The organism is Streptomyces sp. NPDC051738 (assembly GCF_044453205.1).
Taxonomy (GTDB): domain Bacteria; phylum Actinomycetota; class Actinomycetes; order Streptomycetales; family Streptomycetaceae; genus Streptomyces.
Genome location: NZ_JBITCM010000026.1, coordinates 63,438 through 81,577 on the forward strand (window position 1 = coordinate 63,438; position 18,140 = coordinate 81,577).

Annotated in this window: 13 protein-coding genes and 4 tRNA genes; 7 read left to right on the forward strand and 10 right to left on the reverse strand. The window is 69.3% G+C overall.

The features are described from left to right. The first annotated feature begins 16 nt into the window (after window positions 1–16). Complete coding sequence (purF, locus tag ACIA8X_RS40815) at window positions 17–1,546, forward strand: amidophosphoribosyltransferase (protein WP_393456269.1); 1,530 nt, start codon at window positions 17–19, stop codon at window positions 1,544–1,546. 45 nt (window positions 1,547–1,591) lie between these two features. Continuing rightward, window positions 1,592–2,659: a phosphoribosylformylglycinamidine cyclo-ligase gene (gene purM / locus ACIA8X_RS40820; RefSeq protein ID WP_393456272.1), complete on the forward strand. Its 1,068-nt coding sequence runs from the start codon at window positions 1,592–1,594 to the stop codon at window positions 2,657–2,659. 96 nt (window positions 2,660–2,755) lie between these two features. Here the strand turns inward: purM and ACIA8X_RS40825 are convergent, their stop codons facing one another. Together ACIA8X_RS40825 and ACIA8X_RS40830 are read right to left on the reverse strand one after the other, a co-directional pair. Further along, window positions 2,756–3,010: a DUF3073 domain-containing protein gene (locus tag ACIA8X_RS40825; RefSeq protein WP_393456275.1), complete on the reverse strand. Its 255-nt coding sequence runs from the start codon at window positions 3,008–3,010 to the stop codon at window positions 2,756–2,758. A 370-nt stretch (window positions 3,011–3,380) separates the two neighbouring features. After that, a complete protein-coding gene (locus tag ACIA8X_RS40830) occupies window positions 3,381–4,469 on the reverse strand; it encodes a Leu/Phe/Val dehydrogenase (RefSeq protein ID WP_393456278.1) in 1,089 nt (362 codons plus the stop codon). 221 nt (window positions 4,470–4,690) lie between these two features. Between ACIA8X_RS40830 and ACIA8X_RS40835 the strand changes: the two genes are divergently transcribed. Then, window positions 4,691–5,533 (forward strand): hypothetical protein, encoded by an 843-nt coding sequence (locus ACIA8X_RS40835; RefSeq protein ID WP_399460426.1) that lies wholly within the window; start codon window positions 4,691–4,693, stop codon window positions 5,531–5,533. Between the two features lie 577 nt (window positions 5,534–6,110). Then, a complete protein-coding gene (bldC, locus tag ACIA8X_RS40840; protein WP_003949541.1) occupies window positions 6,111–6,317 on the forward strand; it encodes a developmental transcriptional regulator BldC in 207 nt (68 codons plus the stop codon). Window positions 6,318–6,834: 517 nt separating this feature from the next. Here the strand turns inward: bldC and ACIA8X_RS40845 are convergent. The 8 genes from ACIA8X_RS40845 to ACIA8X_RS40880 form a co-directional block, all read right to left on the reverse strand. Continuing rightward, window positions 6,835–7,029: a DUF6274 family protein gene (locus tag ACIA8X_RS40845; protein ID WP_393456284.1), complete on the reverse strand. Its 195-nt coding sequence runs from the start codon at window positions 7,027–7,029 to the stop codon at window positions 6,835–6,837. Between the two features lie 163 nt (window positions 7,030–7,192). After that, window positions 7,193–7,267 (reverse strand) — tRNA-Asp (locus ACIA8X_RS40850). Window positions 7,268–7,361: 94 nt separating this feature from the next. After that, on the reverse strand, window positions 7,362–11,306 hold the full coding sequence (gene hrpA / locus ACIA8X_RS40855) for an ATP-dependent RNA helicase HrpA (protein WP_399460427.1): 3,945 nt from the start codon (window positions 11,304–11,306) through the stop codon (window positions 7,362–7,364). 80 nt (window positions 11,307–11,386) lie between these two features. After that, on the reverse strand, window positions 11,387–13,015 hold the full coding sequence (locus ACIA8X_RS40860; RefSeq protein ID WP_393456290.1) for a hypothetical protein: 1,629 nt from the start codon (window positions 13,013–13,015) through the stop codon (window positions 11,387–11,389). A 70-nt stretch (window positions 13,016–13,085) separates the two neighbouring features. Further along, window positions 13,086–13,159 (reverse strand) — tRNA-Phe (locus tag ACIA8X_RS40865). 22 nt (window positions 13,160–13,181) lie between these two features. Beyond that, a tRNA-Asp gene (locus tag ACIA8X_RS40870) sits at window positions 13,182–13,256 on the reverse strand. A 38-nt stretch (window positions 13,257–13,294) separates the two neighbouring features. Then, a tRNA-Glu gene (locus ACIA8X_RS40875) sits at window positions 13,295–13,367 on the reverse strand. Window positions 13,368–13,447: 80 nt separating this feature from the next. Continuing rightward, entirely contained in the window at window positions 13,448–15,019 is a 1,572-nt protein-coding gene (locus tag ACIA8X_RS40880; protein ID WP_399460428.1) for a metallophosphoesterase, read from the reverse strand. Window positions 15,020–15,113: 94 nt separating this feature from the next. Here ACIA8X_RS40880 and ACIA8X_RS40885 point away from each other — a divergent pair, with 94 nt between their 5' ends. From ACIA8X_RS40885 to ACIA8X_RS40895, 3 genes are all read left to right on the forward strand, one after another. Then, entirely contained in the window at window positions 15,114–15,464 is a 351-nt protein-coding gene (locus ACIA8X_RS40885) for a metallopeptidase family protein (protein ID WP_393456296.1), read from the forward strand. A 110-nt stretch (window positions 15,465–15,574) separates the two neighbouring features. Continuing rightward, entirely contained in the window at window positions 15,575–16,111 is a 537-nt protein-coding gene (locus ACIA8X_RS40890) for a hypothetical protein (protein ID WP_393456299.1), read from the forward strand. Window positions 16,112–16,373: 262 nt separating this feature from the next. Next, window positions 16,374–18,140, forward strand: a 1,767-nt coding sequence (locus tag ACIA8X_RS40895; protein WP_393456302.1) for a DEAD/DEAH box helicase, incomplete at its 3' end; no start/stop codon positions are given.

Sequence of the window (18,140 nt, forward strand, 5' to 3'; positions counted from 1 at the left end):
GCCTACACTCGGAGCCGTGCCACGTGGTGACGGTCGACTCAATCATGATCTGCTCCCCGGTGAGAAAGGCCCCCAGGACGCTTGCGGCGTCTTCGGTGTCTGGGCTCCGGGCGAAGAGGTCGCCAAGCTCACTTACTTCGGGCTCTACGCCCTCCAGCATCGGGGCCAGGAATCCGCGGGAATCGCGGTCAGCAACGGCTCCCAGATCCTCGTCTTCAAGGACATGGGCCTTGTCTCCCAGGTCTTCGACGAGACCTCGCTCGGTTCGCTCCAGGGTCATATCGCGGTCGGTCACGCCCGCTACTCGACCACCGGCGCCTCCGTGTGGGAGAACGCCCAGCCGACGTTCCGCGCCACCGCGCACGGCTCCATCGCGCTCGGCCACAACGGCAACCTGGTCAACACGGCCCAGCTCGCCGAGATGGTCGCCGACCTGCCCAAGCAGGAGGGTGGCCGCACCCCGCGCGTGGCGGCCACCAACGACACCGACCTGCTCACCGCGCTGCTCGCGGCCCAGGTCGACGAGGACGGCAAGCCGCTGACCATCGAGGAGGCCGCCCACACGGTCCTTCCGCAGGTCAAGGGCGCCTTCAGCCTCGTCTTCATGGACGAGAACACCCTCTACGCCGCCCGTGACCCGCAGGGCATCCGCCCGCTGGTCCTCGGCCGCCTGGAGCGCGGCTGGGTCGTCGCCTCCGAGTCCGCCGCCCTCGACATCTGCGGCGCCGCCTATGTCCGCGAGGTCGAGCCGGGCGAGTTCATCGCCATCGACGAGAACGGCCTGCGCACCTCGCGATTCGCGGAAGCGAAGCCCAAGGGCTGTGTCTTCGAGTACGTGTACCTGGCCCGCCCGGACACCGACATCGCCGGCCGGAACGTCTACCTCTCCCGCGTGGAGATGGGCCGCAAGCTCGCCAAGGAAGCCCCCGTCGAGGCCGACCTGGTCATAGCGACCCCGGAATCCGGCACTCCGGCCGCCATCGGCTACGCGGAGGCGAGCGGCATCCCGTTCGGTGCGGGTCTGGTGAAGAACGCCTACGTCGGCCGTACCTTCATCCAGCCCTCACAAACCATCCGCCAGCTCGGCATCCGCCTGAAGCTGAATCCGCTCAAGGAAGTCATCAAGGGCAAGCGCCTGGTCGTCGTCGACGACTCGATCGTGCGCGGCAACACCCAGCGCGCCCTGGTCCGCATGCTCCGCGAGGCGGGCGCCGCCGAGGTCCACATCCGGATCTCCTCGCCGCCCGTGAAGTGGCCCTGCTTCTTCGGCATCGACTTCGCGACCCGCGCCGAGCTCATCGCCAACGGCATGTCCATCGACGAGATCGGCACCTCGCTGGGCGCCGACTCCCTGTCGTACATCTCCATCGACGGCATGATCGAGGCGACCACCATCGCCAAGCCGAACCTGTGCCGCGCCTGCTTCGACGGCGAGTACCCGATGGACCTCCCGGACCCCGAGCTGCTCGGCAAGCAGCTGCTGGAGACCGAGCTGGCCGCCGGCCCGGCCGCCACGGCCGCCGCTGACGCGATCCGCCGCCCGTAGGCGTCCCGAAACACCTGCCGTACGACACGAAGGTTCTCTACTGCCATGTCTGAGACAACTGGTGCCAGCTACGCAGCAGCGGGCGTCGACATCGAAGCGGGCGACCGCGCGGTCGAGCTGATGAAGGAGTGGGTGAAGAAGACCCAGCGCCCCGAGGTCCTCGGCGGCCTCGGCGGTTTCGCCGGCCTCTTCGACGCCTCCGCCCTCAAGCGCTACGAGCGCCCGCTGCTCGCCTCCGCCACCGACGGTGTCGGCACCAAGGTCGACATCGCGCGCCAGCTGGGCGTCTACGACACCATCGGCCACGACCTGGTCGCGATGGTCATGGACGACATCGTGGTGTGCGGCGCCGAGCCGCTGTTCATGACCGACTACATCTGCGTCGGCAAGGTCCACCCCGAGCGCGTCGCCGCCATCGTGAAGGGCATCGCCGAGGGCTGTGTGCTGGCCGGCTGCGCCCTGGTGGGCGGCGAGACGGCCGAGCACCCGGGTCTGCTGGGCGAGGACGACTTCGACGTCGCCGGCGCCGGCACGGGCGTCGTGGAGGCCGACCGGCTGCTGGGCCCCGATCGCATCCGTACGGGTGACGCGGTGATCGCCATGGCGGCATCCGGGCTTCACTCGAACGGGTACTCGCTGGTCCGGCATGTCCTGCTGAACCAGGCTGGTCTCGCCCTGGACGCGCGGATCGACGAGCTCGGCCGCACCCTCGGCGAGGAGCTGCTGGAGCCGACCAAGATCTACTCGCTGGACTGCCTGGCCCTCACCCGCACCACCGACGTGCACGCGTTCAGCCACATCACGGGCGGCGGTCTGGCCGCCAACCTGGCCCGGGTGATCCCGGACGGCCTGCACGCGATCGTCGACCGCACCACCTGGACCCCGGCCCCGATCTTCGACCTCGTCGGCAGGACGGGTCAGGTCGAGGGCCTGGAGCTGGAGAAGACCCTGAACATGGGCGTCGGCATGATCGCGATCGTGCCGCAGGAGTCCACGGACGCGGCGCTGGCGACACTGGCCGACCGCGGGGTCGAGTCGTGGGTCGCCGGCGAGATCACGGACAGGGGCGACCACGAGACGGGCGCCGCGCTGGTCGGCACCTACTCGAACTAGGGCCGCCGCCCGAGTGAGAGCACGAAACCCGGTCCAGTGCTGAGGCCCCGGACCGGGTGAAGTGCAGTTGTGACGGGAACTGCGAAGGGCGCTACGTCAAGCGCCGCGCCGCTGCGACGCGGGACCGGACTCGTCGTCCTCATCGTCCTCGTCGTCGTTGTACAGATCCGCGTACTGCGCGTACGGGTCGTCGTCGTCTTCGTCGTCCTCGAACGGCTCGCCGTTCGGCGGTTGATTCGAAGTCGAAGCGCCCAGCTCGTTGGCCAGACGCGACAGGTCAGTCCCGCCGCTGTTGTACTTCAGCTGGCGGGCGACCTTCGTCTGCTTGGCCTTGGCCCGGCCGCGCCCCATGGCTCGACCCCCTCGGTGACGGGGCTCGACGGCCCCAGAGTCTCGACACGCGTTCATGATCTGGAACGGACTCTCCGTGGAGAGGCCGGTCCGTAGGGCTTCCACGGTACCTGAGCCCGCGCCCATACGGTACGTCGCCCGCAGCACGCGCGTGTGCACAGGACCTTCGAGGCGCCCCGTCCTCGCTGGTCAACCGCGATTTTAACCACTTCTTGGCGGTCGACCCGCCGGTAGAAGTGAGAGTTCTCTCCAACTGCCCACCGGCGGGTACCGGTCAAACCTGTTAAGGGTCCGGGGATTGTCCCCGGGAAAACGCAGCATGGGTTCCGGCCGATCCGTTTTCGGTTTCCGGCCGGAACCGTTCCACGTCTCAGAGCGTCCCGCGCGCCTCCGCCATCCGCTGCTCGGCGATCCGGTCGGCCGCGGCGGCCGGCGGAATCCCATCCGTCTTCGCACGTGCGAATATGGCGAGCGTGGTGTCGTAGATCTTCGCGGCCTTGGCCTTGCACCGGTCGAAGTCGAAGCCGTGCAGCTCGTCGGCGACCTGGATGACACCGCCGGCGTTCACCACGTAGTCGGGCGCGTAGAGGATCCCGCGGTCGGCGAGGTCCTTCTCGACGCCCGGGTGGGCGAGCTGGTTGTTGGCGGCGCCGCACACCACCGTGGCGGTCAGCGCCGGCACGGTGTCGTCGTTGAGGGCTCCGCCGAGCGCGCAGGGGGCGTAGATGTCGAGGCCCTCGACGCGGATCAGGGTCGCGGTGTCGGCGACGGCCGTCACACCCTCCGGGTGCGCCGCGAGGATCCGGCCGACGGCCTCCTCGCGGACGTCCGTGATGACGACCTCGGCGCCCTCCGCGCGCAGGTGCTCCACCAGGTGGTGGCCGACCTTGCCGACGCCCGCGATGCCGACCTTGCGGCCGCGCAGCGACGGGTCGCCCCACAGGTGCTGGGCGGAGGCCCGCATGCCCTGGTAGACGCCGAAGGCGGTGAGCACGGAGGAGTCGCCCGCGCCGCCGTTCTCCGGGGAGCGTCCGGTCGTCCAGCGGCACTCGCGGGCCACGACGTCCATGTCGGCGACGTACGTACCGACGTCGCACGCGGTGACGTACCGGCCGCCCAGCGAGGCCACGAACCGGCCGTAGGCGAGCAGCAGCTCCTCGCTCTTGATCCGGTCCGGGTCGCCGATGATCACGGCCTTGCCGCCGCCGTGGTCGAGCCCGGCCATGGCGTTCTTGTACGACATCCCGCGCGCGAGGTTCAGCGCGTCGGCGACGGCCTCTTCCTCGGTCGCGTACGGGTAGAAGCGCGTACCGCCGAGGGCGGGGCCCAGGGCGGTGGAGTGGATGGCGATGACGGCCTTGAGGCCGCTGGCGCGGTCCTGGCAGAGCACGACTTGCTCATGACCCCCCTGGTCCGAGTGGAACAGGGTGTGCAGGACGCCGTGTGTTACGTCGGTCACTGTGGTGACTCCTGAGTACTGGCGGCGGTTGGAGCGAGCTCCCGTACAGGTGGCGGGGGCTTGTGAGCATGAGATTAGACCCGTTGGCGCCCGTCCAACCCGCAGTGCTCAGGATCACCTACTCCCGGAGTACGGCCGTGCGACGATTTGCATAGTTTTCCCGCACGTTTGTGAGCGGGTTTCGCAGGTTTTCCTGGCAGACGGCGGGGGAGGGAGCAGGCGTGCCCAAGGTGTCCTCGGTGATCGTCCCGTACGCGACCTATCTGCGCGTGTACGAGCCGCTGGCCGCCTTCCCGGAACCGGAGCGCGGGCACTGGGCCCGCTACGCCCGCCGCCCCGACCACCCGTCGTACCAGGACGAACTGCGCCGCTCCCTGGCCGACTTGCTGCCGACGCCGCCCATCCCGGTGCCGGTGCACGAGAGCGGCGACGCCTTCGTGCTGGAGGTCGAAGGGGTGCTGTGCGTGTGCCCGTGGCGCACCCGGCTGCGCGGCTGGCAGGCGCTGGGCGAGCTCCCCGATGAGCTGCCGAAGCCGGTGCTGGAGGCGGTGCTGCCGGAGGTCGTACGGCGCCAGGCGGCCCAGGACTACGAGCGCTGGCTGGCCCGCAACCCGGACGCGAGGCCGTGGATCCGCACCTCGGCCTGGCAGGTGCCGCTGCACTGGTTCGTGCTGGTGTCGGACGAGGAGCGGTGCTTCGAGAAGGGCTCGGGCGAGATCCCGCCGGTGCTGCGCTACCGGACGCCGATGGTGCAGGCGCGGCGGCGGGTGGCGCGGGCCCTGCGGACGCTGAAGGACGCCATCGACGAAGGGCCGCTCATCGACGGCCTGGTGGACGTCGGGCGCTGGCTGGAGGAGTTCCATCCGCGCTCGCTGGTCGAGCTGGACTACGGCGGTCTGGTGCACACCCTGCCGGCCGGGGACCTGGAGGACGACCACTCGGCGGCCGATGTGGCGGCCGGCATCGAGGCGCTGCGGCAGGGCGACGGGGCGGCCGCGGGGGAGGCCTACGGGCGGCTCGTGGAGCGGTGGCGGGCGGTGCGGGACCGGCGGTCGGCGAACTGAGCCAGCCGGTGTGACCTGGCGCACTGTGTCCGGTGTGATCTGACGCACTGTGTGACGTAACGAACTGACGTTTGACGGGGCGCCCGTTTTGGGGTTTCGTGCTCGCTCTGAGGTTCTTGATGTCTCGTCAACATGGGACGTAGGGGCCGATCCGGGCGTATGCATCAAGGATGCGCCAACGCGGGTAAGCGTGACGGACCGCACGTACGCGGCTCTTGCGCCCCTAACCCTTCCTCGTGCCAAAATAGGACAAGGAGTCCGGGGAGGACTCCATCTCGACATTGCACGCTATGGGGGGTCTTGGGACTCCTGCACGTCACTGTGACTGATCGTCACAGCGGCGTGACTGTCCGCTATGGCATGGTCCATCGGCTTCCGTCGCTGATGAACACCTGGAGGGGCAATTCCATCGGTTTGGCCGACGCGGCTGGACAGATGGTGTAGTTGTAGTGCCGAGGACAAGCCGTTCGTCCTATAACCGACTCGACTCGCGTCCGCCATTTCGGGCAACGCGGGTCAAGGTGCAGAATTTAGAGGAAAGAACCGAGAAGGTTCGGTTCTCCCGAGGAGGCCGCTCATGACCGCTCGCACCCCTGATGCCGAGCCGCTGCTGACCCCGGCTGAGGTCGCCACGATGTTCCGCGTCGACCCCAAGACGGTCACGCGGTGGGCGAAGGCCGGGAAGCTTACGTCCATCCGTACGCTCGGCGGACACCGCCGCTACCGCGAGGCTGAGGTCCGCGCACTGCTCGCGGGCATCCCGCAGCAGCGCAGCGAGGCCTGAACAACTCCATAACCGGGCAAACCGGCAGTTCCCCCAACTCGCCGCGGCGCCCGAACTCTAGCTCCAAGCGACGCGGGTTCTGCCCCAACGGAGCCCACGCCCGAGCCGATCAGAGCTCTTCAGGCATGCAGCATGGGTGCGTCGTAGATCGCGCTGGACTCCGCCGAGTCCAGCGCGATCTTTTTGTGTGCGGGATGTGTGCCGGCCGGGGTTCTGTGGGCAGCCTTGTCGGAGCCTGGGGAGGGGCGTCGGATCTCCTGTGGAGTGGCCCAGAGAGGGTCCCGAGGGGGCCGTCGGCGGTCGCTGAGCGTGTGCGGGTCGATCCCCGGCAGTTGGTGCAATTGCACATATTAAATTGACCAGTTGTAGGTGGGGTGTAAGCCCCGAGCTTCCGCAAACTCATGCGGTGACTCCCGTCACATGCCCCGGTGCTTGTTGCCTCCGGCCTATGTGCGCTATTGGGCGGCGCGACTTCCAGCACCCCACGGCTGCACGGGAGTTGACGTCCCGCAAGGTGTCACGCGGTGGAAGCGGTTTCTTCCTCGGTGACCTCGTCCGGGGCCGCCTGGGCGGCGCCCGGGGCCGAGTCCATCGCCAGCCGCAGCAGGTGATGGCAGATCGGGCAGTGGCGGGTCAGATGGCGATAGGGGATGGCGGCCGACAGGTGCGCGCGGAGCAACGCCCGCGTCTCGTGCCTGGTCGATGCCGCCATACGCCACCTCCGGGAAGCCACGCCGGGAAGAGCCCTGATTTCTGGGTACCGAGCGAATGTGACGCCGTCAAGGTGGCATGCGCTGTGCAGGGGCGGTGTGCGCCGGTCCGTATACACGAGTGAGGCCCGCATCCCTTGCGGGATGCGGGCCTCACTCTTACTGCGGTCCTGACGGGATTTGAACCCGCGGCCTCCACCTTGACAGGGTGGCGAGCACTCCAAACTGCTCCACAGGACCAGGTTTCGCAGCGCTATTCGTGCGTTGCGCTGCGAGAAGAGACTGTACAGGAGGGTGAGCCCCACGGTCGAACTCACCCACCGTACTCGTCCCGTCACGGAGCCAGCGCATCGATCGCCTTCACGATCCGCTTGTCGGAGATCGGGTACGCCGTGCCCAGCGCGTGGGCGAAATAGCTGACCCGGAGCTCCTCCAGCATCCAGCGCACGTCCAGGACCTGCTGCGGCACCGGGCGGCCCTGCGGCATCTGCTCCAGGAGCCAGGCGTACTCGTCCCGCATCTCGTGGACCTTCTCCATGCGCGTCGTGTCGCGCTGGACGTTCGTCGGCATCTGCTGGAGGCGACGGTCCACCGCGATCAGATAGCGCATGAGATCGGGCAGCCGCCGCAGCCCCGCCTCCGTCACGAAACCAGGCCTCACGAGGGCGTCCAGCTGCCCCCGCACGTCCGTGAGGTTAGCCAGCAGGACGGGGCTGCGGGTGGCCTTCAGGCGGCGTTCAGCGGCCTGCCAGGCGGCCAGGACCTGCTGCACGTGGTCCACCGTACGGACCGTCGTGTCGACGATCTCGGCGCGCACCTTGTCGAACAGCTTGCGGTACGACTCCTCGTCCCACGCCGGCCCGCCGAACTCGCCGATCAGCTGGTCCGCCGCCGCCATCGCGCAGTCGTCGAAGAGGGCCTGGATGGAGCCGTGGGGGTTCGCGGACAGGGCCAGCTTCTGGGCGTTGGTCAGCTTCTCGGACGCGAACTTCGCCGGGTTCACCGGGATGTTGCGCAGGATCAGGCGCCTGGTGCCCTTCCACATCGCCTGCTGCTGCTCCGCCTCCGTGTCGAAGAGGCGCACCGACACCGTGTCGCCGTCGTCGACCAGCGCCGGGTACGCCTTGACCGGCTGGCCGGCGCGGCGGGTCTCGAAGACGCGGGTGAGCGCGCCGATGGTCCAGTCGGTCAGGCCCGTGCGCTCCAGGGACTCGCCGCCCTCGCGGGAGGCGGTGGCCGCGGCGGCCTGCGAGAGGGCTTTCCGCGCCTTCGGCTTCAGGCGGAGCCTCAAGGACTCCAGGTCCTTGTCCTCGGCCAGGTTGCGGCGGCGCTCGTCGATGATCCGGAAGGTGATGCGGAGGTGGTCGGGGACCCTCGGCCAGTCGAAGTCGTCGGCGGTGAAGGGCACTCCCACCATGCGCTTCAGCTCGCGCGCCATGGTCACCGTCAGCGGCTCCTGCAAGGGCACCGCCGCGTCCAGGAACCGCTTCGCGAAGTTCGGCGCCGGCACGTAGTTGCGCCGGATCGGCTTCGGGAGGGAACGGATCAGCTCCGTCACCAACTCCTCCCTGAGACCCGGGATCTGCCAGTCGAAGCCCTCGTCCGTGACCTGGTTGAGGACCTGGAGCGGGATGTGGACCGTCACGCCGTCGGCGTCCGCGCCCGGCTCGAACTGGTAGGTGACGCGGAACTTCAGCTGCCCCTGCCGCCAGGAGTCCGGATAGTCGGCCTTGGTGACCGCCTCCGCCGACTCCCGGATGAGCATCTCGCGCTCGAAGTCCAGGAACTCCGGCTCCTCGTGCCGCTTGCGCTTCCACCAGGAGTCGAAGTGGGCGCCCGACACGACGTGTTCGGGGACCTTCTGGTCGTAGAAGTCGAACAGCGTCTCGTCGTCGACGACGATGTCCCGGCGCCGGGCCCGGTGCTCCAGCTCCTCGACCTCGCTGAGGAGCCGGCGGTTGTCGGCGAAGAACTTGTGGTGCGTGCGCCAGTCGCCCTCGACCAGGGCGTTGCGGATGAACAGCTCGCGGCTGGCCTCCGGGTCGATACGGCCGTAGTTCACCTTGCGCTGGGCGATGATCGGGACGCCGTACAGCGTGACCTTCTCGTACGCCATCACCGCCGCCTGGTCCTTCTCCCAGTGCGGTTCGGAGTAGGTGCGCTTGAGGAGGTGCTCGGCGAGGGGTTCGACCCACTCGGGCTCGATCTTCGCGTTGACGCGGGCCCAGAGACGGGAGGTCTCCACCAGCTCGGCGGACATCACGAAGCGCGGGGGCTTCTTGAAGAGGGCCGAGCCGGGGAAGATCGCGAACTTGGCGCTGCGGGCACCCAGGTAGTCGTTCTTCGCGCCCTCCTTCACGTCCTTCATCCCGATGTGGGAGAGGAGGCCGGCGAGGAGGGAGACGTGCACGCGGTCGCCAGGAGCGTCGTCCTCGTTCAGATGGATGCCCATCTGCTTGGCGACGGTGCGCAGCTGGGTGTAGATGTCCTGCCATTCGCGGATGCGCAGGAAGTTCAGGTACTCCTGCTTGCACATCCGGCGGAAGGACGACGAGCCGCGCTCACGCTGCTGCTCGCGGACGTAGCGCCAGAGGTTGAGGTAGGCGAGGAAGTCGCTGGTCTCGTCCTTGAAGCGGGCGTGCTGCTGGTCGGCCTGGGCCTGCTTGTCGGCGGGGCGCTCGCGCGGGTCCTGGATGGAGAGCGCTGCCGCTATGACCATGACCTCGCGGACACAGCCGTTGCGGTCGGCCTCCAGGACCATGCGGGCAAGGCGCGGGTCGACGGGGAGCTGGGCGAGCTTGCGGCCGGTGTCCGTGAGCCGCTTGCGTACGTCCTTCTGCGCCGGGTCCAGCGCGCCGAGCTCCTGGAGGAGCTGGACGCCGTCGCGGATGTTGCGGTGGTCCGGCGGGTCGATGAACGGGAACTTCTCGATGTCGCCTAGGCCGGCCGCGGTCATCTGGAGGATGACGGAGGCGAGGTTCGTCCGCAGGATCTCCGCGTCGGTGAACTCCGGGCGGGCGAGGAAGTCGTCCTCGGAGTACAGGCGGATGCAGACACCGTCCGACGTACGGCCGCAGCGGCCCTTGCGCTGGTTGGCGCTGGCCTGCGAGATCGCCTCGATGGGGAGGCGCTGCACCTTCGTGCGGTGGCTGTACCTGCTGATCCGGGCGAAGCCGGGGTCGATGACGTACTTGATGCCGGGCACGGTGAGGGAGGTCTCGGCGACGTTGGTCGCCAGAACGATCCTGCGCCCGGTGTGGGGCTGGAAGACGCGGTGCTGCTCGGCGTGCGAGAGGCGGGCGTAGAGGGGGAGGACCTCGGTGAAGCGGTAGTTCTTCTTCACCAGTGCGTCGGCGGTGTCCCGGATCTCCCGCTCACCCGAGAGGAAGACGAGGATGTCGCCCTTGCCCTCGGTTTGGAGCTCCTCGACGGCATCGCAGATCGCGGTGATCTGGTCGCGGTCGGCGTCGTCGGAGTCCTCTTCGAGGAGCGGGCGGTAGCGGACCTCCACCGGATACGTCCGCCCGCTGACCTCGACGATCGGGGCGTCGCCGAAGTGGCGGGAGAAGCGCTCGGGGTCGATGGTCGCGGAGGTGATCACGACCTTGAGGTCCGGCCGCTTGGGCAGCAGCTGGGCCAGATACCCGAGCAGGAAGTCGATGTTGAGGGACCGCTCGTGGGCCTCGTCGATGATGATCGTGTCGTAGGCGCGCAGCTCGCGGTCGGTCTGGATCTCGGCGAGCAGGATGCCGTCGGTCATCAGCTTGACGAAGGTGGCGTCCGGGTTCACCTGGTCGGTGAAGCGGACCTTCCAGCCGACGGACTCGCCCAGCGGCGTGTCGAGCTCCTCCGCCACGCGCTCGGCGACCGTGCGGGCGGCGATACGGCGGGGCTGGGTGTGGCCGATCATGCCGCGTACCCCGCGGCCGAGTTCCAGGCAGATCTTCGGGATCTGCGTGGTCTTGCCGGACCCGGTCTCACCGGCGACGATCACGACCTGGTGGTCGCGGATGGCGGCCGCGATCGCGTCCTTCTTCTGGCTGACGGGCAGTTGCTCGGGGTAGCTGACCGCGGGTACGAGGGTGCGGCGGGCGGCGATCCGCTCCTCGCCCTTGGCGATCTCCGCCTCGATCTCGGCGAGCACGGCGGCACGCGCCTCCGGCTTGCGGATCTTGCGCGCACCTTCGAGCCGCCGACCGAGGCGGTGCGCGTCGCGCAGGGAGAGCTCGGTCAGACGGGGGGCCAGTGGGCCGAGGGCGGGGGCAGGGTGCGTAGACATACGCGGTCCAGGATCTCATCCCGGGGAAAGAAGGGGCGAACCCTTTTGGGCCCGCCCCCGCTCATCTCACTCGACCCGCGTCACCGCACGTCGACGTAGTCCTCCCGGCCGTCGCCCACGAAGTGCTTGCTGTCGGGATACAGATGGACGGGCACCCAGGTGCCGTCCTGCTGGGCCTTGAAGCCCTTGCTGAAGGATCCGTTGGTCTTCGTGGTGACGGTGGCCATCAGATACCAGGTGTTCTTGCCCTTGGGCCGGAAGAGGATCTGCACCTTCTTCCCGCCGTACGCCTTCCAGGTCGTCGTGCCGACCTTGCGCTCCTGGAGCACGCCCTTCACGGTGATCGTCCGGCCCTTGGACACCGGCTCGGGAGACGCGTTGGCGTCCTTGATCCGGGTGAGGGCACGGTTCTTGCGCAGGCTCTTGCTGACGGTGCCCTTGATGTCCTTGGTGGTGGACCCGGCGTAGCGCAGTCGCCAGTAGCCGTCCGTGTAGCCCGGCAGCCGCTCCACGATGAACTGCGAGCCGAAGCTGGTCTTCACGGTCTTCTTCGTGGCCCAGCCGCTCGTGCCGTTCGCCGAGTACTGGATGTCGACGTTCACCTGGTCACTGCTGTCGCGCCCGATCGCGTCGAGGCTGCCGGTGATCTCGAGCTGCGCGTACTTGTCCTGCCGCGCCGTGAACTCGGTGAACTTCGTCGTGGCCGTGACCGCGACGGTGACGTCGGCGGTCGCGGTGCGCTGGATGAAGGCGTTGTACGGGTACGGCGGGAAGCCCACCTCGTACACGGACTTGCTGCCGTACGGGTATCTCGCGAAGGAGAAACGGCCGTTCGCGTCGGTGGTCGACTCGACGGGGCTGCAGGTGGTGCAGTCCTTGTAGTCCATCTCCAGCGGGATGCCGGCCAGCGGCTTCCACTCGGCGCCGTACTGGTACTGGAGCGTGCCGGTGACATTGATCTTGTCGCCGGCGGTGACGTGATAGCTGCTCTTGTCCAGGACGAACCGGGTCGGCGCGGCCTTCGGCCTGACGTCGATCCAGGGGCTGGTGGCGAAGCCGTGGCCGCCGTTGTACCGGGCGAAGGTCCAGCCGCCCTCCACCACCTCGTGGGAGGCCGAGAAGTGGCCGGCGTCGTCCGTGACGGCCGTCTTGTCCTCGTTCTGATCGAACGTGAGGTCCACGGTGGCGCCGGGCAGCGGCACCGTCTCGCGGGTGCTGGGGTCACGCAGGACCATGTCGCCGGTGGCGGTGACCGTCTTGTGCTCGATGTCCGGCTCGCTCGGCGTGACGGCGAAACCGCTGATGACGGGCTGCTTCTCGTAGTGCAGCGTGCCCGCGTTCTTCTGGACGGTGGTCTCGCCGGCGGTGTTCGTGGCCTCGACGTCGATCGTGTAGTCGCCGAGGGTGTCCAGGTGGACGGGCTGCGAGGCCCAGATCCCCTCCCACGAGCTGACCCAGTACTTCTGCGTGAAGTCGGTGACCGTGGCGACCGGCGCCTCCGACTCCCCGCTGCCGACGGGTCGCAGCGCCGCGCTGACCTTGGCGATCTCACCGCTGTAGTTGAGCCGAACCCTGATGACCGACCAGTCGGCCTGGTCACTGGACGCCGACTGGACGGTCGGCCCGGCGGCGTGGGCCGTGCCGGGTATGGCGAGTGTGGAGAACAGGACGGCGACGACTGTCACCAGTCCTTGGGCGATGCGTCTCAAGAACCCCCCTCAGGCTCCCTGTGAGCGACGAAAACCCCCACCGGTGTCCGGTGGGGGTTTTCGTACTGAGTGGCTGGGGCCGGGGTCGAACCGGCGACCTATCGCTTTTCAGGCGATCGCTCGTACCAACTGAGCTACCCAGCCACGAGGCTTCGAGAAGCCTCAGCGGTCCTGACGGGATTTGAACCCGCGGCCTCCACCTTGACAGGGTGGCGAGCACTCCAAACTGCTCCACAGGACCAAGCTGTTGCGTACGACAGTGTCGCACACGGTGTTGCGTGCCCCCAACGGGATTCGAACCCGTGCTACCGCCTTGAAAGGGCGGCGTCCTAGGCCGCTAGACGATGAGGGCTATCGGCCCGCCTGGGCGCTTCTCAGCGCGTCGGGGACGTGAGAAGCATATGGGATGGCGGGAGGTATCGCCAAAACGGTTTACGGGGTCGGGGTGAGTGAGGTGGGGGACGGGGTCGGGGAGTCCGTCGCGCCCGGCAGGTTCTCCTCGGGGAGGTGGCGGCGTACCTCCGCCGTCGTCAGGCCGAGGCCGCCCAGTTCGATCTCGTCCCAGGCCTGGAGGCGGCGCGTGTCGCGGTCGAAGTAGAGGACCGAGGTCTGGATGGGGTCGGGGTGCTTGCCCTCGACCGCGCGCAGGCCGCTGCCGCCCGTGGAGCCCTCGATGCGCAGGCGGGTGCCGTACGGCAGGACCTCCATCTCCTGGTGGTGGACGTGGCCGGCGAGGGCCAGCGGGACATCGCCGTCGGTCTGGCGGGCGGCCACCGGCTCGTGGGCGATGGCCACGTCCACGGGGGTGCCGGCGGCTTTCTGGTCGCGAAGGGACGTGGCCAGGCGGGCGCCCGCCAGTTCGTTGGCCGCGTCGCCGCCGGGGACCGTGGAGCGGTCGGGGGTGAACTGAGGGTCGCCGATGCCCGCGAAGCGCAGGCCGGAGATCGTCTTCGCTTTGCCGTCGTCCAGGACGTGGACGTTCTTGAGGCCTTCCAGGTAGCGCTGGGTGAGGCGGGAGTCGTGGTTGCCGCGGACCCAGACGTAGGGGGCGCCGAGGTCCTCGACGGGGTCCAGGAAGCCGTTCTCGGCGGCCGTGCCGTGGTCCATGGTGTCGCCGGAGTCGACGATCACGTTGACCTTGTACTGGTCGACCAGCGAGGCGATGATCTTCCAGCTCGCCGGGTTGAGGTGGATGTCGGAGACGTGCAGGACGCGGATGGTGCTCGGGTCCGGGGCGTACGCGGGGAGCGTGGACGTGGCGTCGTAGAGCTTGGTCACGTTGGTGACCAGGCGGGCCAACTCCTTCTGGTAGACGTCGAATTCGGTGACGATGCTGCGCGCGTTGCCGACCAGGGACGGGGCGGAGGAGAGCAGGCCCGAGAACTTCGGCTCCAGGACCGAGTCGGGGTTCCAGGTGGCGAACGCCGTGCCGCCGGAGGCCGCCAGGACGGTGAGGGCGAGGCCGCCGGCCGCGAGGGCCCGGCGGGGGCGGCGGTAGACGGCGAGGCCCAGCGCGGTGGCGCCGGTGACGACGGCCACGCAGCTGCGCAGGGCCAGGTCGACGGTGCCGTGGGTGACGTCCTGGGCGACCTCGTCCTGGAGGCCGGAGAGGCGTTCGGGGTGGTCGACGAGGGCCTGGGAGCGGGCGGGGTCGAGCTGGTCGACGTTGACGTCCAGGCGGACGGGCGCGATGTGGCTGTCCAGCTGGAGGGCGCCGAGCGGGGAGACGTTGATCTTCGTGCCGCCGGTGAGGGAGGGGCGCAGGGTCATCGTCGTGTTCATGGGGCCGACCGGGACTCGTACGTTGCCGACGATCAGCAGGCCCAGCCAGGTGCCGATTAGGACGACCGTGATCAGGCCGAGGGCGCGTGTCCAGGGGTGGGGTTGGGTGACCAGTTCCGGGGTGGGGCTCGGGCGGCGGGTGGCGTAGCGGTGGACCAGGGCGCGCGGGGCCCTGGGGAGGTGGGCGAGGACCTTCAGGACTGCGGCGGGGACGCGGGCCATTGGTCCCGTATGCCCAAGGGCGGGGTTGGGTATGCGGGGCCGTTCGCGGCTCCTTCCCGGCGGCGTCCTGGGCGTCGTACCCGACAATGGGCGTGTGCTGGAGATGACGCGTGAGGAGTTCGAGGAACTGGTCGCCGAGGCGCTGGACCGGATTCCGCCGGAGTTGACGCGGCTGATGGACAACGTCGCGGTGTTCGTCGAGGACGAACCGCCCGCGGACGATCCCGAGCTGCTCGGGTTGTACGAGGGGACACCGCTGACCGAGCGCGGGGAGTGGTACGCCGGGGTGCTGCCGGACCGGATCACGATCTACCGGGGGCCGACGCTGCGGATGTGCGAGTCGCGGGAGGAGATCGTCGAGGAGACCGAGGTGACGGTGGTGCACGAGATCGCGCATCACTTCGGGATCGACGACGCGCGGCTGCACGCGCTCGGGTACGGGTGAGCGGGCGCCGGTCGCGCGGGTGTGAGGCTCTGTCGCGGAGCGCGTGTCCTCTTGTGGGCGGCGGGAGTTGGGCAGGTTGACTTCTACGCCCGCCCTTGGAGGTGGCTCGCGTGCGCCCCTTGTACGTACCCGTCCGTCTGGCCGCCACGGTCATGGCCGTCGCCGCGGCCGCCGGCTGTATGAGCGTGGGTGACGACGGCGGAGGCGGGAGCGCGAAGCCGTCGCATTCGGCCGGGCAGCGGGGTGGTGAGGCGCCCGACGGGGGGTCCGCTGTTTCCGGTGGCGGGGTGGGCGGCGGGGGGTACTCGGACGCCGGTGAGCGGGGGAAGAAGAAGGGCGACGGCAAGAAGGAGAAGGGGGCGGCGAAGTCGGCCGGTCCCTCGGCCTCGCCGTCCGCGGACGTGAACGCGTCCGCTCCGGCGGGGGGCAAGCCCGTCAAGCCGGGGCAGAGCGAGAAGCCGGAGCCCACGCCCACCGCCGAGCCGACGCCCACCCGGACACCGGATCCGGAGCCGACGCCGACCGAGCAGCCGACGTCCGCCGAGCCGACGCCCACGCAGGCCGAGCCGTCCTCCTCGGCGCACCCGGAGACGGGGCCGCAGCTGGCCCAGCGGGAGCCGGCGCCGGCCGCGGGGGCGCCGGCGTGAGGTAGGGGCGGCGGGGCCATGGGGTGGGACTGTGGTGTCGGCGAGTGACGTTGCCTACACCGGTTGCCGTCGGTTTGCCTTGGGGGGCTGGGGGTGCGTATGGTGGTAGATCGTTTGATCCCATTTGCCCGGCGCCACTGCAGAGCGCGCCGTGTGGCGCGTTCTCTCCCTTGCCGTGGCTGACCGCATTGAGGCGGTCGTATTGCGAATCACGGAGTTGACGGGCGCGTGCCGACGAGACTCCGGAAGGTTTCGCATACGCATGTCCATTTCCAGTACTGATCACGTCGTCGTGCCCGAGAACGGCGAGAACGACACCGTCGAAGAGACGACCCCCGAGACGACCCCCGAGGCCACCTTCGCGGACCTCGGTCTCCCTGAGGGCGTCGTGCGCAAGCTCGCGCAGAACGGCGTGACCACCCCCTTCCCGATCCAGGCCGCGACCATCCCGGACGCCCTGGCCGGCAAGGACATCCTGGGCCGCGGTCGCACCGGCTCCGGCAAGACGCTGTCGTTCGGCCTGCCGACGCTGGCCCGCCTCTCCGGCGGCCGCACCGAGAAGCACAAGCCGCGCGCCATCATCCTCACCCCGACCCGTGAGCTCGCGATGCAGGTCGCGGACGCGCTCCAGCCCTACGGCGACCAGCTCGGCCTGAAGATGAAGGTCGTCTGCGGCGGTACGTCCATGGGGAACCAGATCTACGCCCTGGAGCGGGGTGTGGATGTGCTGGTCGCCACTCCCGGCCGCCTCCGCGACATCATCAACCGCGGCGCCTGCTCCCTGGAGCACGTCGAGGTCGCCGTGCTCGACGAGGCCGACCAGATGTCCGACCTGGGCTTCCTGCCCGAGGTCACCGAGCTGCTCGACCAGGTCCCGGCCGGCGGTCAGCGCATGCTCTTCTCCGCGACCATGGAGAACGAGATCAAGACCCTCGTCGACCGGTACCTGAAGGACCCGGTCCTGCACGAGGTCGACGCCGCGCAGGGCGCCGTGACGACCATGTCGCACCACATCCTGATCGTGAAGCCCAAGGACAAGGCGCCGGTCACCGCCGCGATCGCCTCCCGCAAGGGCCGCACCATCATCTTCGTCCGCACCCAGCTGGGCGCCGACCGCGTCGCCGAGCAGCTGCGCGACGCCGGTGCGAAGGCCGACGCGCTGCACGGCGGTATGACGCAGGGCGCCCGGACCCGGACGCTGGCCGACTTCAAGGACGGGTACGTCAACGTGCTCGTCGCGACCGACGTCGCCGCGCGCGGTATCCACGTCGACGGCATCGACCTGGTGCTGAACGTCGACCCCGCCGGTGACCACAAGGACTACCTGCACCGTGCCGGCCGTACGGCGCGTGCTGGCCGTACCGGCACCGTCGTCTCCCTCTCGCTGCCGCACCAGCGCCGCCAGATCTTCCGGCTGATGGAGGACGCGGGCGTCGACGCCTCGCGCCACATCATCCAGGGCGGTGCCGCCTTCGACCCGGAGGTCGCCGAGATCACCGGCGCCCGTTCGATGACCGAGGTGCAGGCGGAGTCTGCGGGCAACGCCGCCCAGCAGGCCGAGCGTGAGGTCGCGCAGCTCACCAAGCAGCTGGAGCGGGCGCAGCGGCGTGCCGTCGAGCTGCGTGAGGAGTCCGACCGGCTCGTGGCCCGCGCGGCGCGTGAGCGTGGCGAGGACCCGGAGACCGCGGTGGCCGAGGCGCAGGCGGCGGCCGAGGCGGCCGTCGAGGCCGTCGAGGTGGCCGTGCCCGAGCAGCCGGCGGCGCAGGACGTCGACAAGGCGGAGGCTCCGGCGTACGAGCGTCGTGAGCGTCGGGACAACGACCGTGGCGGCTTCCGCCGGGACGACCGTCGGGACGACCGCGGTGGGCGTTCCTTCGAGCGTCGGGACAACGACCGCGGTGGGTTCAACCGTGACCGTGGGGACCGTGGGTTCGAGCGTCGGGACAACGACCGTGGCGGCTTCCGCCGGGACGACCGTCGGGACGACCGCGGTGGGCGTTCCTTCGAGCGTCGGGACAACGACCGCGGT

Coding starts and splice junctions, on each gene's coding strand:
- purM (WP_393456272.1), top strand. CDS start 1,592: ATGTCTGAGACAACTGGTGCCAGCTACGCAGCAGCGGGCGTCGACATC.
- ACIA8X_RS40825 (WP_393456275.1), bottom strand. CDS start 3,010: ATGGGGCGCGGCCGGGCCAAGGCCAAGCAGACGAAGGTCGCCCGCCAG.
- bldC (WP_003949541.1), top strand. CDS start 6,111: ATGACCGCTCGCACCCCTGATGCCGAGCCGCTGCTGACCCCGGCTGAG.
- ACIA8X_RS40845 (WP_393456284.1), bottom strand. CDS start 7,029: ATGGCGGCATCGACCAGGCACGAGACGCGGGCGTTGCTCCGCGCGCAC.
- hrpA (WP_399460427.1), bottom strand. CDS start 11,306: ATGTCTACGCACCCTGCCCCCGCCCTCGGCCCACTGGCCCCCCGTCTG.
- ACIA8X_RS40880 (WP_399460428.1), bottom strand. CDS start 15,019: ATGGCCCGCGTCCCCGCCGCAGTCCTGAAGGTCCTCGCCCACCTCCCC.